Annotated in this window: 16 protein-coding genes; 13 read left to right on the forward strand and 3 right to left on the reverse strand. The window is 42.4% G+C overall.

The window, feature by feature from the left end; all coding sequences use genetic code 11:
- The first annotated feature begins 15 nt into the window (after window positions 1-15).
- From LU293_RS09465 to LU293_RS09515, 11 genes are all read left to right on the forward strand, one after another.
- On the forward strand, window positions 16-399 hold the full coding sequence (locus LU293_RS09465) for a phage tail terminator-like protein (RefSeq protein WP_242747604.1): 384 nt from the start codon (window positions 16-18) through the stop codon (window positions 397-399).
- A gap of 200 nt (window positions 400-599) precedes the next feature.
- On the forward strand, window positions 600-1,520 hold the full coding sequence (locus LU293_RS09470) for a phage tail tube protein (RefSeq protein ID WP_242747606.1): 921 nt from the start codon (window positions 600-602) through the stop codon (window positions 1,518-1,520).
- 11 nt (window positions 1,521-1,531) lie between these two features.
- Entirely contained in the window at window positions 1,532-1,999 is a 468-nt protein-coding gene (locus LU293_RS09475; protein WP_242747608.1) for a hypothetical protein, read from the forward strand.
- 41 nt (window positions 2,000-2,040) lie between these two features.
- On the forward strand, window positions 2,041-2,250 hold the full coding sequence (locus LU293_RS09480; protein ID WP_242747610.1) for a hypothetical protein: 210 nt from the start codon (window positions 2,041-2,043) through the stop codon (window positions 2,248-2,250).
- A gap of 1 nt (window position 2,251) precedes the next feature.
- On the forward strand, window positions 2,252-5,560 hold the full coding sequence (locus tag LU293_RS09485; protein ID WP_242747611.1) for a tape measure protein: 3,309 nt from the start codon (window positions 2,252-2,254) through the stop codon (window positions 5,558-5,560).
- Window positions 5,550-5,891 (forward strand): phage tail protein, encoded by a 342-nt coding sequence (locus LU293_RS09490; protein WP_242747613.1) that lies wholly within the window; start codon window positions 5,550-5,552, stop codon window positions 5,889-5,891. The genes LU293_RS09485 and LU293_RS09490 overlap by 11 nt, the downstream gene beginning before the upstream one ends.
- Window positions 5,892-5,963: 72 nt before the next feature.
- Complete coding sequence (locus LU293_RS09495; protein ID WP_242747615.1) at window positions 5,964-6,374, forward strand: hypothetical protein; 411 nt, start codon at window positions 5,964-5,966, stop codon at window positions 6,372-6,374.
- 93 nt (window positions 6,375-6,467) lie between these two features.
- On the forward strand, window positions 6,468-7,139 hold the full coding sequence (locus LU293_RS09500; RefSeq protein WP_242747618.1) for a phage minor tail protein L: 672 nt from the start codon (window positions 6,468-6,470) through the stop codon (window positions 7,137-7,139).
- Between the two features lie 54 nt (window positions 7,140-7,193).
- The gene (locus tag LU293_RS09505) at window positions 7,194-7,976 is read left to right on the forward strand and encodes a tetratricopeptide repeat protein (protein WP_242747620.1); all 783 of its coding nucleotides are present in this window, start codon (window positions 7,194-7,196) and stop codon (window positions 7,974-7,976) included.
- Window positions 7,973-8,359, forward strand: a complete 387-nt coding sequence (locus LU293_RS09510; protein WP_242747622.1) for a HEPN domain-containing protein — start codon at window positions 7,973-7,975, stop codon at window positions 8,357-8,359. The genes LU293_RS09505 and LU293_RS09510 overlap by 4 nt, the downstream gene beginning before the upstream one ends.
- A gap of 66 nt (window positions 8,360-8,425) precedes the next feature.
- Window positions 8,426-9,208 carry a C40 family peptidase gene (locus LU293_RS09515; protein ID WP_242747624.1) on the forward strand — a complete coding sequence of 261 codons (783 nt, stop codon included), beginning with the start codon at window positions 8,426-8,428 and terminating at the stop codon, window positions 9,206-9,208.
- On the opposite strand, the gene LU293_RS09520 is transcribed toward LU293_RS09515, so the two are convergent.
- Window positions 9,171-9,470 carry a HigA family addiction module antitoxin gene (locus LU293_RS09520; protein ID WP_242747626.1) on the reverse strand — a complete coding sequence of 100 codons (300 nt, stop codon included), beginning with the start codon at window positions 9,468-9,470 and terminating at the stop codon, window positions 9,171-9,173. The two genes, LU293_RS09515 and LU293_RS09520, sit on opposite strands and share 38 nt — an antisense overlap.
- Window positions 9,471-9,480: 10 nt before the next feature.
- On the reverse strand, window positions 9,481-9,762 hold the full coding sequence (locus LU293_RS09525; protein ID WP_242747628.1) for a type II toxin-antitoxin system RelE/ParE family toxin: 282 nt from the start codon (window positions 9,760-9,762) through the stop codon (window positions 9,481-9,483).
- A gap of 57 nt (window positions 9,763-9,819) precedes the next feature.
- Between LU293_RS09525 and LU293_RS09530 the strand changes: the two genes are divergently transcribed.
- Window positions 9,820-10,476: a tail assembly protein gene (locus LU293_RS09530; protein WP_242747630.1), complete on the forward strand. Its 657-nt coding sequence runs from the start codon at window positions 9,820-9,822 to the stop codon at window positions 10,474-10,476.
- 4 nt (window positions 10,477-10,480) lie between these two features.
- Window positions 10,481-15,133: a TipJ family phage tail tip protein gene (locus tag LU293_RS09535; protein WP_242747632.1), complete on the forward strand. Its 4,653-nt coding sequence runs from the start codon at window positions 10,481-10,483 to the stop codon at window positions 15,131-15,133.
- Here the strand turns inward: LU293_RS09535 and LU293_RS09540 are convergent.
- Entirely contained in the window at window positions 15,107-15,307 is a 201-nt protein-coding gene (locus LU293_RS09540; RefSeq protein ID WP_242747634.1) for a hypothetical protein, read from the reverse strand. The genes LU293_RS09535 and LU293_RS09540 overlap by 27 nt on opposite strands.
- Window positions 15,308-15,327 lie beyond the last annotated feature (20 nt).

The raw sequence follows: 15,327 nt of genomic DNA on the forward strand, positions 1-15,327 counted from the left end.
TTTATTGGATAACCTATGAACACCACAACCATACAAAAACTAATCGCCAAGCATATCGCCACTATGCCAAATTATAATCCTAAGGCATGGGTTACAGGCAATCATAACTATGTACCTACCGATATATGGCATAGAGTAAGCCTACAAAGTGCAGGGGCTATCATGAGCGGTATGGCAGATAAGCCTATGAGCCGTGAGATAGGGGCGGTGGTGGTGCAAGTATTTACAAGGCAAAATATTGGCGAAAAAAGAGCAGTAGAACAAGCAGACACCATCGCTAATCATTTGGCGTATTATACTGATGAAAACTTAGAATTATTAACGCCATCGGTGGTTATAGTCGGTAGTGATAACGACTGGTGGCAAGTTAATGTGAGAGTGCCTTATCGGTATAAGTAAGCAAATTTTTGATTAAAATTCTAGGGTTTAGTATGCAATCTATCAATTTAAAGCCTGACAATTTTATTAAATTCTTTTGGCACATTGTGCTAATGATAGCGTTTTTAAAAGTAGTATGGGTAATTACCAACATTGCATTAGTGCATTTTGGTTAAGCCCTTAGCAATCGCCCATTAGGGCTTTTTTTTTGGAGTAAATTTATGTCAAGCGGTGCAAAAGTAGTAACAGCGTATGCCAAGCAGACCACAAAAACCGTGCCAACTACAGGCTGGAAAATCTTGCCAAATATCAAAAACGGCTTATCGGTTAATAACACACTAACTGATAGCGAAATGTTATCAGGTTCACGGATTAAATCGGCAGGCATGGTAACAGGCGGTGAAGTAGCAGGCGAGATAGAAACCGAATTACAATATGGCGTCTATGATGAGCTATTAGAAGCGGCATTTTTTAATGAATGGCAAGCAGACGCAAGAAATACTAAGTTAAAAAAGCTTAGCATTGGTGATACTAAAAAGATGTTTGCCATATCAAAAGACTTTAGCGATATTAACGTAAACCACGTCTTTACAGGCTGTGTTATCAATAGCCTAAAAATTGACATTACGACTGATAATCTTATCAAAGCTAATTTTGGGGTGATGGGGCAAGGCTATCAGCATAGCAAAGAGACATCATTTGCTAAAACCCCTGCTACTGCTACTGTAGGCAAACCTGCAAGCGGTTTATCCATCGGAACGATTAAAAAAGATGGTGCTGATATTGGTATTTGTGTTGAAAGCTTTAGTTTTGAGATTGACAATGGGGCAGAAGTACAAAAGTGCTTAGGCGATAATATCTATGGCGGTAATATCGTCGCTATGCTTGCTAATATTTCAGGCAGTTTAACGCTTGCCTATGGCGTAAAATCGCATGATTTAATCGTCAATCAATTAACAGGGGCAACCGTATCGCTAGAAATCCCCATTTCATTTAATGAAACAGATAAATACATTATCAAAATACCAAAAATGCAAGTATCAGGGGAAATTCCAAGCCCATCAGGCACTGACCTTGTCACCATTGATGTTAGCTATACCGTCGTTGAAGAAAGCCCAATTATTGAAAAACACCAAGCATAAGGAGAACACACATGGCATTTAGTTTAAAAGACTTAAAAAAACCAAATCAAGTTGTTGGCGAAGTAGTACGCACGATTAAGCACAAAAGCGGTTTACAGCTTGAGCTTGTTGTCAAACAAGACACCGCCTTTGAAAGGGCTTTATCTAAAGTACAAACCTTATTGAATGACACCAAGATTAAAAAAGATGATTTAAAGCGTGCTAACCAAACCGATATTACAACTAATGAAGCTTTACTAATGGTTATCGGTGAATACAACATTAAATCATGGAATGTAGATGTAAACGGTGAGCCTTTAGAGCCTAGCGGTGATAACCTGCTTATTGTCTTAGCAAATATCAGTGATGGCTTGCCTGAGCTTTTAAACACGCTATTTGACACCTTTACCGAGATGGGGCATGAATATAGTGAACAGGTGCAAGCTGTGAAAAAAAAGCCATCGAGTACTACAAATGGCAAAAAACAAAGTCAGAATTAAGCCCAAAGCGGATTGAGATTTATCAAAGGTTAAACCTACCCTTGCCTAATGAGGTTTTGGGTAGTGCTTTACTTGATGATATTATCCATGTATTTGTGATGGCTTGCCGTGAAAGACGTTATGCAGAAGGTACGCCCTTACCGCTATCGGTTAGCGATGTTAGCCATGTACTCGCGGTGTATCATGTGAATATGGCAAGATGGCTGATTGATGATATTGTTTTTGCATTAGATGAGATTGTAAGGGGATAAAATGTCAGATACACGCATGAGCATCACCATTGATGTGAAAAATGCAGACCAATTAACAAAACTGCAACAAGCATTAAAAGACGTTGATAAAACGACGCATCAAGCAGGCAAAGGCATTGATGACGTTGCCAAACACTCAAAAGAGGCAAGTAAGCAAGCAGGTGGCTTATCAAAAGCCTATGGATTGTTAAAAACAGCGGTGGTTGGCTATTTATCAATCGGTGTGGCAAGTAACATTACAAATACAGCTGACGCGATGACTACATTAACCAGTCAAATCCGTATTGCCACAAATAGCACAGATGAATATAACAAAGCTTTTCAATCGGTGCGTGAAATTGCTAACGCTAACGGCACATCAATGCAAGCGGTGGGCGAGCTATACACAGCAAACACAAGGGCGTTAAGCCAGCTTGGTAAAAGCCAAGATGAAGTGATACATTTTACCAAAAACTTAACGCTTGCTATGAGAGTAGGGGGCGGTTCGGCAGAAGGGCAAGCGGCAGCAATACGCCAGCTAGGGCAAGCCTTAGCAAGTGGGACATTGCGTGGTGATGAATTTAACTCGGTAGCTGAACAAGCACCTGAGATTATGAACATTTTAGCCAAGCATTTAAAAGTTACCACAGGCGAGCTAAAGGATTTGGCAAAAAAAGGTAAAATTACCGCTGATGTGCTTTATAACGCTATGGCAGGGGCAACAGACAACCTAAGCGAAAAGGCAGCTAAAATGCCTATGACCATCGCCCAAGCAAGGCAAGTGGTTGAAAATGAATGGGGGGTAATGGTTGAAACTTTTGTCAATCAAACAGGCATTACAGATACTTTAGCTAAAATCGTTATATCAATTGCACAATTAATCCCTAAAATTACCGAAACAGTCAAAGAGTTTTTGGCTATGCCATCGGTGCTAACAGCCGTACAAACAGGTACACAGCTACTTAGCAACGCATGGGATTTATTAAAGCAAGCTTTTGATGTCATCATGCCTATTATCGGTGATGTCGTCGCTAAAATCATTGAATTAGAGCCGTATTTAACGCCCATTGCAGCAGGGGTGGCAAGTGCAGCAGCTGCTTTTAAGGCGTGGAATTTCGCACTTGGTATTTATAACGGTATCGTGGCTTTATCAGCGTCTGTTACCACCGCCTTTGCAGGGGCATTAGCATTTATCACAAGCCCCATTGGGATAGCGGTGCTTGCTATCGGTGCATTGGTGGCAGCAGGTGTGGCACTGTATAAAAATTGGGACACTGTTGACGCTAAAGCAAAAGAGATTTGGGCAAGTATTGAGCAAGCGTTTGATAAAGCCAAAACCGCCATCAATGACAAGCTAACCCGTATCAAAACGTATTTTAGCGATACGTTTAATGCTTTGCCTAAGCCTGTGCAAACTGCTTTGGGCGTGATAGGGCAAGTATTTAGCACACAGTTTAACGTGGTACTTGAGATAGTTAAAGGTACGTTTAAGCTTATCAATAACGCCTTCACCACCGCCTTTAATGTCATCAAAGCCTTAGTCAAAGGTGATATGGACGGTGTAAAAAAAGCAATCTTTGATGGCTTAAAAAACGCCTATGCCATCATCCAAACCATGCTAGGTAGCATTGCAGCAGCGTTTTTGGGGCTAGGTAGTAAGCTACTACAAGCTGGGCGTGACGCTATCCAAGGCTTTATTAACGGCATAAAAGAAAAGTTTAATACAGCAATAAGCACGGCTAAAAACTTAGCAGATTCTGTCGTTACCAGCGTAAAATCTACACTTAATATTCGTTCACCGTCTCGTGTGATGAAAGAACTAGGCAAGCATACCGCTGATGGTTTTGCCTTAGGCATTCGTAATAATGCAAGTAAAGCTACTAAAGCCGCCCAAAAAATGGCAGAAGACGCCAAAAAAGCGGTGGCTGACGCGGTGGCTAGCATACAGCGTGAGATAACCTTATTTGGCAATGATAGCCGTGTTGACGCCCTACAATACGACATCAAAGCAGGTAAATACGGCAATGCTGATACAACTAAGCTTAGTAAACTTACTCAAGAATACGAGCAGATACAAAAAAATGCCAAAGCTGATGAAAGACGCCAAAACGCCTTAAATCGTGTTATTGAGCTTGAAAATGCCATCAAAAAAGTTGGCATGGACAAATGGCAACTGTTGCAATTTGAATTAGATACCCTAGAAGAATACAAAGACGTATCAGATGAGATTAAGCAAAACATCATCAACACATCAAAAGCACTAGATGAGCATAAGCTTAATGATACGGTTAGCCAAGAAGTTGCCAAAATCAATAGCGAGCTTAGCAAAAACCAATATATCTTAGCGAATATCACAGATAAGTATGCAAGCTTAAAATGGGATAGTAAGCTTAAAGGCTATACTGATGCACAAGTAGATAGCATTGTTATGGCAACTAAGCAAGCGGACGCCTTTGCTGATTTTGTACAATCACAACAAGCCATTCAAGATGCATTAGCTAATAACACCAACGTTTATCAAGGTACGATTGATAAGCTTAAAGGGGCGTTAGGTGCACCAAATAGCACAATAGGCGGTATTGCTAACATTGCTACAAGCGTCTTTGATAATTATAGCGTATCAAAACAGCTTGATGAAAAGCACCAAGCTGAGCTTGACAAAATCAAAGCACAAGAGGACGCTAAAACCATCACAGAATACGAAGCACAACAAGCACGCCTAGAACAAATGCAGCAATACGAAATGGCGCGACAACAAATCAAAGAACGTAGCGAACAATCACTATTAGGCACGATAACAGGTGCTGCTAAGGCGATGTTTGGCGAAGGGTCTCGTGCTTATAAAGCGTTATTTGCTTTTGAAAAAGCGATGGCGTTAAAGCGTATTTTGGTGGCAAACCAAACCACATTAGCACAAGCGTGGGCGTCTGCCCCATTTCCTGCTAACTTAGGGGCGGTCGCGGTCGCAGCGGCTAAAAGCGGAGCGTTGGTTGCGGCACTAAATGCCATATCAGCCCCAGTAGGTCAAGCCCATGATGGCATTATGTCTGTGCCTAAGTCTGGTACGTGGAATCTAGAAAAAGGCGAGCGAGTACTGCCTAAGCACACCGCCCAAAATCTAGATGACAAGCTAAACCGTCTTGGCAATGGGCGTGGTGAAACCAAAATCATCATCAACAACTACACGAGCGAAAAGGCAAGCGTGGAACAACAGCCTAATGGGGATATCATGGTGCAAATTGGCAAGATGATTGACAGCAAGGTTGAAACAAAGGTTAATCAGCGTTTTATTCAAGCACGACGTCAAGGGGGATTACTCTATGACAGATAATTTAAAAACCTTTGGCTGGCATATGAACATGGGGGCAGCAGCAAGTGTTCGCCAAGCGGTTACCAAAATACAGTTTGGTGATGGCTATGCCCAGCGTGTCAGCCATGGCATTAACAACAAACGCACCGATTGGAGCGGTGCTAAGACAGGCGACTGGCAAACTGTCATCAAGCCCATCATGGATTTTCTTGATGAGCATGGCGGTGTCAAGGCGTTTTTGTGGACAAATCCCCACGGTGAGACGGCTAAATACGTTTGCCAAGATTATGAAGTTTCCCAGCGAAAAGGCAACTTTTGGCAGATTAGCCTTAAATTTGAACAGACCTTTTGAATGGGCGTAATCATACGCCCCTACACCGCCCCACTATCTAAAAAAATAGGGGGCTTTTTAATGGAGATAACCATGACTGAAACAACTCAAACCCCAACCACCCTAAACCGCACCGAAGCCCAAGTGTTGCAAGGTTTTATCAGCCAAGTGGACTACTGGCAAATGCAACATGGCGAAAAAGCTGACACGGTAGAGATTATCTACTACCCTGATGATGAAGGCTTTGATGTTTTTAATGGCGAAGAAAACAATGAGCTTTTAAAACGTAACCGCACCACCGTATTTCGTGCTGATATTCTAGCTTGGGCAAGTAATCAGCTTAAAAACCTACAAGGCTGGAATAATGATAAAACCGTAACCGCCTTTACGTTAAGTTTTAAAAATGGCGAATATGGGGTATTGGTGGACGTGGCGGATAAATCAGCCGAGCCACCCCAAACCGACCGTGATGGCGAAACCGATGAGACGGCAAGCGAAAATTAAATAAATAAGTAAATCACAAAATAAATGACCCTTATAAGGATTTTGGTAATCCCTATAAGGGTTTTTATGGTTGGATTTATGCTAGGGGGATACATGAGTTTTAATGTACAAATAGAACAGCCAAGCGTGCAGGGCTTGATTATTTTGTATGAATTGGATGCCCGCCATCTAGGGGCGGACATTTACCGCTTTCATGGACACAATGACGGCGAAATTATTTGGCAGGGCAACACTTACACACCTATCGCCATCTCTGCTGTTGGGCTTGAAATGCGGTCAGACGGTAAGGCTTCCATACCAAGTTTAACCCTTGGTAACGATATTGCAGGTGTGCCACAGGCTTTGCGTGCGTTATGCTTGCAGTTTGGCGATTTTGCAGGGGCGAAGTTAAAAGTTATTCACACCCTTGCCAAATATCTAGACAGCACTGACGAACAAAACTACAAAGTACAACATTGGTACATCGAACAAAAGACCGCCGAGACGAACGCCACCACGACATTTGAGCTTGCCAACCCCATTGATGTTGAAGGCTTACGCATACCCGTCCGCCAAATCACAAACTATTGCGATTGTGCGGTGCGTGGGCGGTATCGTCATGAAGAATGCGGATATACAGGCACGGCACGCTTTACCATTGATGGCAAGCCGACCGATGACCCAGAACTTGATAAATGCGGTGGCAGACTGTCGGATTGTATGCTTAGATTTGGGAGAGATAGCCCCTTGCCGTTTGGGGGATTTCCAGCAAGTTCACTTGTTTGATTTGTCAAGTGATTTTAGTTGTGATAAAATGAATTGCCTTAACAGGAGCTTGTTATGATACCCAAAACCAAAACACATGAAGCCTATGAGTATCTAAAAAATTATCACGGATTAACCAATCCTAATAGTTTTAAATATTTGTCATGGCTAAATAGTGCTGAAAAGTTAATTAAAACAGACCCAGTAGATGGATATGTTTTACAAGGTTTTGCACATATGGCTTTGGGCGATATACAATCAGCAGTTCAAAGCATGAAAAAGGCATATTTATTAAATAATATAGTTGCTACTTATAATTATGCAACACTATTGTATAAATCTGGCGAATTTAGTCAAAGCCATCAAATGTGCTTAAATGTACTCAATAAAGACCCTTATGATAGCAATATTATTGAAGTTGTCCTTAGTAATGCAAGCAGAAGTTTAGATTTAAATATACTTAATGAAGCATTTGAATTATTTCAAGGTGGAAATTTATATATTGACAATCAAAAAATTAAGGCTATTGATTTCATTAAAAATACAATATCAAAACTTAAAATAACAAATATTACACAAGATAATTTTGTATATATTTATAGTTTACTTAATAGATTTTTATCAAAGCACTATATTGGTGACTATTATGTTGATGTGGATGTTAGCCAAACAGAAATTGGTAATATACTTAATATAGATATTTATTTAAATAATGTGGGAACTGATGATTGTTTAGACTTAGATGATAAATTCTTAGATGTATTGATTGATGATAGTCAGCTTAATTTTGATGATTATAAAAATATCATCGTGCATTTCATTCCTGCCAAATATGACGATTTGGAGTGTATGCAATGACGGTGAATATTAATGATTTACATAAATGTATTGATGAGATGTTTATTAATATTAATGAACAATCATCAGAAAGTCAGATGAGGGCGTATATCAACCGTAGTTATTATGCTGTTTTTCATGAGTTAAAAATGGCTATGGAAAGTGTAGGGATTGATATTAATCAATACAAAACAGGCACTCATAATAATCTATGCTTGATACTTGATGATATGAAAAATCAAAATAAATCCATACAAAAACTCGCTTTGCAGTTTAGAGATTTTTTAACCCAACGCCACAATGCAGATTATGATTTGGATAAAAATATAACTTGGCATCATGTAAAAGTCATCATGCAATATAAACAGAATTTACCTTCATTGATTAAAGAACATATTAAATAATCCAAAAATTCAAAAACCGCTCTGTTACAAATAGAGCGGTTTTTTATTACCCAAAAAGTGATAACCATGAAACTCACCAAACCCCTAAAACACGCCATCATCGCCCACGCCAAAGATGAATACCCAAAAGAATGTTGTGGGCTGATTATTGATGGACATTATTATCCGTGCGACAACGTGGCAACAAATCCACACGATAGCTTTGAGATTGACAGCGAAACTTTTATCAATCTATTAGCTTTGGCGGACGATTTTCAAGCCATCGTCCACAGCCACCCTGATGGCGATGTACTGCCTAGCGAGCTTGACCGTGTGCAGATGGCAGTACATGACACCGACTGGCTAATTTGTGCGATTAGTTCTGACAACCAGTTTCATATCAAAAGCCATAAACCAAAAGCCTACACCGCCCCCTTATTAGGGCGTGAGTATCATCACGGCGTGCAAGATTGCTATAGCCTTGTGCGTGATTATTATGAGCGTGAATTAGGTATAGAGCTACCAGACTTTGACCGCACAGACGCATGGTGGGAAAATCAAGACCATAAACCGCTTTATCAAGATAACTTTAAAAAAGCAGGTTTTGTACAAATTGAGATAGACGAGCTACAAAAGCATGACGTGATACTTTGCTATGTCGGACGTACGCACCACATTAACCACGCTTTAATCTATCTTGATGATGGCAAGCTTATGAGCGAAAAAACACCGCCTACGCCCATGACGGGCTTAGTACTACATCACCCCTACGGCACGCTGTCGGTGCGTGAGCTGTATGGCGAGACATGGCGTAAGCGGACGGCACTCGTGATTAGACATAAGCAACTGATGAATGCACAAAAGGCTTGATGAGTGAATAATCTATTTTAGGATTATGCTCGGCTTGCCATAGGTCATAATCTTTTTGTAAATCCAAAAATAGACTTGGATTTGTTCCCAAAAGATGGCTTAGGCGAACGCTCATCTCGGCGGTGATGCCTTGCTTGCCATTTAAAATACGGCTTAAATTGACACGAGTAACGCCAAGACGTTCGGCAACTTCGGTTACGCTATAACCGTCTATATATTCACGCAAAACAAGCCCTGCGTGTGGGGGGTTGTGCATTCTCATAAAAGTCTCCTTAGTGATAATCTTGGTAATCTACAATTTCGGCATTACCATCGTCATTAAAGCGAAAAGTTAAACGCCAGTTGCCATTGACCATTACCGACCAATGACCTGCCAAATTGCCTTTTAAAGGGTGCAATCGCCAACTGGGAGCGTCCATATCGTTAGGGCTTTTGGCTCGGTTAAGCGTACTAAGTTGTATGGCAAGTTTGGTTTTATGCTTGGCTTGAATGCCTTTGGTACTACCTGTGGTAAAAAAGTTTTCTAAGCCTTTGTGAGCAAACGACACAATCATAAACATTATCCATATAGCGTATAGATACACTATACAATAAATTTTAGGTACTGTCAAATGAAAACCATCCACTTTTACGGCATTTTAGCCAAAAAATTCGGTAAAACCTTTGAGCTAGATGTTAAGACCGCGTTTGAGGCAACCCACGCCCTAGCGTGTCAAATACCTGCCTTTAAAGCATTCATGGAACAAAGTGGCGTAAATTTAGCCGTATTTTTAGGCGATAAGGTGTTAAAAAACAACATCAATGAAAATGAAATCAACAACCAAACCGCCAAATCTGACATTCATATCGTGCCACAAATTGAAGGGGCTGGCGGTAAGGTTGGCGGTATTTTACAAACGGTGGCAGGGATTGCGATGATTGGTGTTGGCGTATTTTCTACGACTATTACGGCAGGGGCGTCATCTGCCTTAATCGGTGTTGGTGCAGGTCTTTTGATGGGCGGTGTCTCAAGCCTACTTATGCCCACGCCAAAGCATGAACCTGATGACCCTGACGGTAATAAAGCCAATAACGGCTTTGGGGCAGCGGTTACCACAGTAGCACAAGGCAACCCTGTACCCATCCTTTATGGCGAGCGTGAGATTGGTGGATTTGTAATATCAGCTTCGGTATATGCCCAAGATAAGATGATACAAGGGGTCGTTATGACAACGTTACACAATGCAGCTACTGACCTTATTAAAAAAGCATTTAAAGGTAAAGGGTAAAATCATGCAAATTCAAGGTGCTAAGAAAAAAAAAGACGCCAAGCCAAACATCGCCAAAGACACCGCCCAATCTACCACCGTATTACAAGCGATGTATGGGCTATCAGAAGGTGAAGTGGCAGGGCTGGTGGACGGCGGTAAATCTATTAAATTAGATGGCACGCCTATCATCAATGACAATGGCGAGCCTAACTTTGATGGCGTGGAATGGTCGTATCGTGCTGGTACATTGGACCAAACACACATTGACGGCTTTAATGCGGTTGAAAACGAGATTGGCGTGGGCGTTGAGCTAAATAGTTCACGTGATTTTGTCAAAGAGATTACCAATACCCAGCTGTCTGCTGTGGTGGTTCGCATTGGCTTTAATGGTTTATACAAAACGCATGATAACGGCGATGTGGGGGCTTATCGCATTGATTATGCCATTGATTTACAAACTGATAACGGGGCGTATTTGACCGTATTAGATACCTTTATTGACGAAAAAGCGTCGCAAGGCTATCAAAAAAGCCATAGAATCAACCTGCCAAAAGCTAAAAACCATTGGACAATCCGAGTTCGTAGAAAAACGCCCAACCAAAACAGCGAGCTTATCGGCGATAAAATGCGCATTATCGCTTTGACCGAAGTTGTGGACGCAAAATTACGCTATCCTTGCACCGCCCTACTTGCCCTAAAATATGACGCAAATACCTTTGGTAATATTGCCAAATTATCGGTGCGTATGCGTGGCATGATTATCCAAGTACCTACCAATTATGACCCTGTAACACGCATTTATACAGGGCTTTGGGACGGCAGATTTAAGATGGCGTATTCTGATAACCCTGCATGGGTGCTATACGACATCTGCACGCATACACGATATGGGCTGGGCAATCGGCTAGATGGCAAAGTAGATAAATGGAGCTTGTACCAATTAGCCCAGTACTGCGATGAGCTGGTGGACGATGGGCGTGGCGGACGTGAACCACGTTTTCGTGTCAATGTGTATATTCAGCAAGCCCAAAATGCGTTTAGCGTTTTACAAAACCTATCATCTATCTTTCGTGCGATGAGCTTTTGGGACGGCGAAAAAATCGTCTTTGACGCTGACACGCCAAAAGAGCCGAGTTATCATTTTAATACGGCAAACGTGGTCAATGGCGAGTTTGTTTATACAGGCACACGAGCAAGAGACCGCCACACCATCGCCCAAATTGCTTATGATGACCCTGACAATGACTTTAAGACCGATTATGTTCACGTTAAAGATGAACAAGCGATAGCCAAATACGGCATACGTATCGTTAAGATTAACGCCTTTGGCTGTACCAGTCGCACCCAAGCCATCAGAGCAGGACGCTGGGCGTTATTATCCGAGCAGATGCAAACACAAACGGTAAGCTTTAGCGTAGGGCTTGACGGCTTTATCCCAAAAGTGGGCGATGTGATTAGTATTACCGATAACCGCCGCGCTGGTCTTAGTGGGCGGATTGTGGGGTCGGCTAATTTGGTTGAAAGCATGACCCCTACCACCACATCTAATCATCTGATTGTGGGCTTGGCATTAAAGCAAGCTTTTAATGATGGCGATAAAGTTACCATCAGCCTTAGTGCCACCGATGGTGAATATCTGATTTATAATTCAGAGTCAGCGGCGGCAAACGAGATTGGTCGCATAAACGTGGTAGATGGCACAGCTCGTGCTGTGATGACGTGGAACGTGGGGAAAAGTGGCAACAGTCATTTGTATATTTATCGCACAAGCACACGCCAAGAACGCACCATCAATCAAGTTACCCTAACCGCCACCAAGACACGCCATGTCGTACTAGACCGCACCCCCAAAGACCAAGATAGCATCATCGTAGGCGGTCGCACATTAAGCGTTGAAAGCATAAACGGCAATGAGCTACTGCTTAGCGATAAAGTGAATATTGGCGATGTGTGGAGCATGGGTGGGGCAGATAATTACCGCATTTTGCACATGACGCATAACGATGACCACACCTTTAGCATCACCGCGTTGCAGTATGAAATCGCTAAATTTAGCGTAGCAGAACACGGCTACACCATACCGCCTAAGCCTGTTAAAGTGCATGAGCAGGTACTTACCGCACCGTCATCTGTCAATATCAGCCAGTTTAACTACACGCACCAAGGCTTAAATCAAATCAAAATCACCATTGATTATTCACAAGTCTTAGCAGCAGATTACTATGTCGTAGAATACAATAAAGACGGCACAGGCTGGAAGCTATTAGGTGAAACGACCGCTACTAGTATTGATATTGATAACGCAGTAGCAGGTGAATATCTGGCACGAGTAAAAGCGGTGGACGGCTTTGGCAACAGCAGTCGCTATACGCTAAGCCATCAGACCACCATCACCGATAAAACCGCACCGCCTAAGCCATTATCAAGCTTTAGCGGTAAAGGCATATTATTTGGCATAGATTTATCATGGCAATATTCTGATGATACAGACATTGCCTTTGCCGAGATTGAGGTGAGTGATGATAAGCAAACAACTAGCATTCTTGGGCAATATGCCTATCCGACCAACACGGCTAATATTACAGGCTTACAAGGCAATCTGACACGCCATTACCGTGCAAGGTCGGTGGATAAGCTGGGCAATGTGAGTACTTGGAGCGAGTGGCAAACGATTACCACGTCTGCTGATACCAGCCAGATTTTATCGCTATTATCTGATGACATCACAGGCGATATGCTAGATAATGCGTTGCGTGGTAAGATTAACACCGCCTATGATAAGAGCGGACAAAATGAGACGAATCTTGCGACAGAAATCCAAAACCGCACGGCAGCCATCAATCAAGAAATCCAAAACCGCACGCAAGCCATCAATGCCAAAACAGGCGAAGTGCGTGGGCTGTTAAACGGACTGCAAACAGGCTTAACCCAGCGTATTGATGATGTCAGCGACGCCAACCGCCAAACCTTATCAGAGCTAAATGGCTACAAGACGGCTAATGATAGGGCTGTAGCAGGGGTAGTACAGCAGGTAAACGCCATTAGTGATAACACACAGGCGGCATCATCACGGCTTGATGGCTTGCAATCACGCTTTGATGGGGTGCTTAATTCTAAAAACTTATTACAAAATACCACAAATAGTACAACGGACCAGTTTTTGGTGGCAAGTTATCCCATCGTAAAAAACATAGCTACAGGGCAAAAGGTGCTAGTTAGTATCACCACCGACCCCCAAAGTGAGCTACTTGTTTATAACTCAAGTGCAGCAGGGGCAAATAGCATTGGGCGTATCACAGCCAACGGCACACCCCAACAGCTGACGTGGAACGCTGGGATAAGCGGTAATAACGCACTGCATTTTTATCGCACCAATATCCGTGACACAAGCCGTATATCTGTATCAAATGCAAGCTTAAAGGTGATAGATGGGGCGATAGATGATGTGAGTGCTGACTTAACCGAGTTTAAGCAGACACAGACAACGGCTACACAAGCGTTAAGCGAAAAAACCGAGCAATTAAGGGCAGATTTGGGGTCTAAGGCTAATGCTAGTGCTTTAAATAACTACTACACCAAAGCCCAAACCGATAACGTGGTGAGTGGGCAAATTCGGCAGTTTAATTCAAGATTAAATGGTAAGGCAGACAGTTCAGCCTTAAACAGCTTGACAAGCACGGTTACACAGCATGGGCGTGATATTAGAGCAACCAGCCAGAAAGTAACACAGCTTGAAACAAGCGTAAACGGCTATAGCACCAAAATCCGTAACGTAGAGCAGTCTATTGATGGCGTGTCTGCCATCAAAGCGGTTACGGTGGATAATAACGGTGTCATCAGTGGCTATGGGCTTATCAGCGAGCTTAAAAATGGGCGTGTTACTAGCCGATTTGGGATTAACGCTGACCAGTTTTATCTGGGAAATCCTAATGATGGTAAAAAGCCGTTTATTGTGAACACAAGCCCACGCACGATTAACGGCGTACGCTATCCTGCTGGCACGTTTATTGATAGTGCGTATATTGCTAATGCGTCTATTGATAATGCCAAGATTGCCGATGGAGCGATTACGAACGCTAAGATTGACAATGGGGCTATCACGAACGCTAAGATTGGCATAGCCCAAGTAGATACCTTGCAGATTGCAGGGGAAGCGGTCATTGTGCCAAGGGCTCAAAGTTTTCAAAATATAAGAACTTTTGAGGTGGGTGGTACTGATGATTTATTTACACTAACCATTGATGGAATTGTTGGGGGAACCCCAATTTTAATCAATGCGTTTTTGTATGCGGAGTTTGTCGCAAATCAAGCCATACCGATACCGCCAACGCTACAGGTCAATCTATATCGTGATAATCACGTGATATATTCTGAAATGTTCGCAGAAGTTACCACAACACCGCTGTTTTCAGAAAGCAGCGACTGTTGGGAAGAAGAAGAATGGGGAGAAAGAGGACGCCCTATCCGTCGCAGGGTCTGTGGACCACCTAGAATTAGACAAATTGGGACGCATTCTACCGTTAAGGGCAACTTTATCCTTGGCGGTTTGGTGGATTATACAACAAAAACAAGCCATGCTTACAAACTTAGTATCACAACCACCAAACCTGCAAACTATAACGGTGAATTAACAATCAGGCGTGGTAGTCTATCCGTCATGGCGGTCAAACGCTAACACCGCACGCACAATCAGCTCGTTTTGGGGAATGCCTAAGCGTTTGGCGGTCTGTTCAATCATGGCGATGTCATCTATGTGTAGCTTAAAGCCCTTGGTTTTCATGCCACGCTTGGCGTCGCTGTCGTATTGGATTTGATTGCGTGATTTTGGATTTGTGGTGTATTTTGGCATTTGACTTTTTCCTGTGGTGT

Source organism: Moraxella nasovis, assembly GCF_022701215.1.
Classification (GTDB): domain Bacteria; phylum Pseudomonadota; class Gammaproteobacteria; order Pseudomonadales; family Moraxellaceae; genus Moraxella; species Moraxella nasovis.

What these genes read in the sequence shown, in the direction of transcription:
- LU293_RS09505 (WP_242747620.1), top strand. Translation starts at nt 7,194, where the DNA reads ATGATACCCAAAACCAAAACACATGAAGCCTATGAGTATCTAAAAAAT.
- LU293_RS09490 (WP_242747613.1), top strand. Translation starts at nt 5,550, where the DNA reads ATGACAGATAATTTAAAAACCTTTGGCTGGCATATGAACATGGGGGCA.
- LU293_RS09510 (WP_242747622.1), top strand. Translation starts at nt 7,973, where the DNA reads ATGACGGTGAATATTAATGATTTACATAAATGTATTGATGAGATGTTT.
- LU293_RS09465 (WP_242747604.1), top strand. Translation starts at nt 16, where the DNA reads ATGAACACCACAACCATACAAAAACTAATCGCCAAGCATATCGCCACT.
- LU293_RS09475 (WP_242747608.1), top strand. Translation starts at nt 1,532, where the DNA reads ATGGCATTTAGTTTAAAAGACTTAAAAAAACCAAATCAAGTTGTTGGC.
- LU293_RS09520 (WP_242747626.1), bottom strand. Translation starts at nt 9,470, where the DNA reads ATGAGAATGCACAACCCCCCACACGCAGGGCTTGTTTTGCGTGAATAT.
- LU293_RS09500 (WP_242747618.1), top strand. Translation starts at nt 6,468, where the DNA reads ATGAGTTTTAATGTACAAATAGAACAGCCAAGCGTGCAGGGCTTGATT.
- LU293_RS09530 (WP_242747630.1), top strand. Translation starts at nt 9,820, where the DNA reads ATGAAAACCATCCACTTTTACGGCATTTTAGCCAAAAAATTCGGTAAA.
- LU293_RS09535 (WP_242747632.1), top strand. Translation starts at nt 10,481, where the DNA reads ATGCAAATTCAAGGTGCTAAGAAAAAAAAAGACGCCAAGCCAAACATC.
- LU293_RS09495 (WP_242747615.1), top strand. Translation starts at nt 5,964, where the DNA reads ATGACTGAAACAACTCAAACCCCAACCACCCTAAACCGCACCGAAGCC.
- LU293_RS09515 (WP_242747624.1), top strand. Translation starts at nt 8,426, where the DNA reads ATGAAACTCACCAAACCCCTAAAACACGCCATCATCGCCCACGCCAAA.
- LU293_RS09470 (WP_242747606.1), top strand. Translation starts at nt 600, where the DNA reads ATGTCAAGCGGTGCAAAAGTAGTAACAGCGTATGCCAAGCAGACCACA.
- LU293_RS09540 (WP_242747634.1), bottom strand. Translation starts at nt 15,307, where the DNA reads ATGCCAAAATACACCACAAATCCAAAATCACGCAATCAAATCCAATAC.
- LU293_RS09485 (WP_242747611.1), top strand. Translation starts at nt 2,252, where the DNA reads ATGTCAGATACACGCATGAGCATCACCATTGATGTGAAAAATGCAGAC.
- LU293_RS09525 (WP_242747628.1), bottom strand. Translation starts at nt 9,762, where the DNA reads ATGATTGTGTCGTTTGCTCACAAAGGCTTAGAAAACTTTTTTACCACA.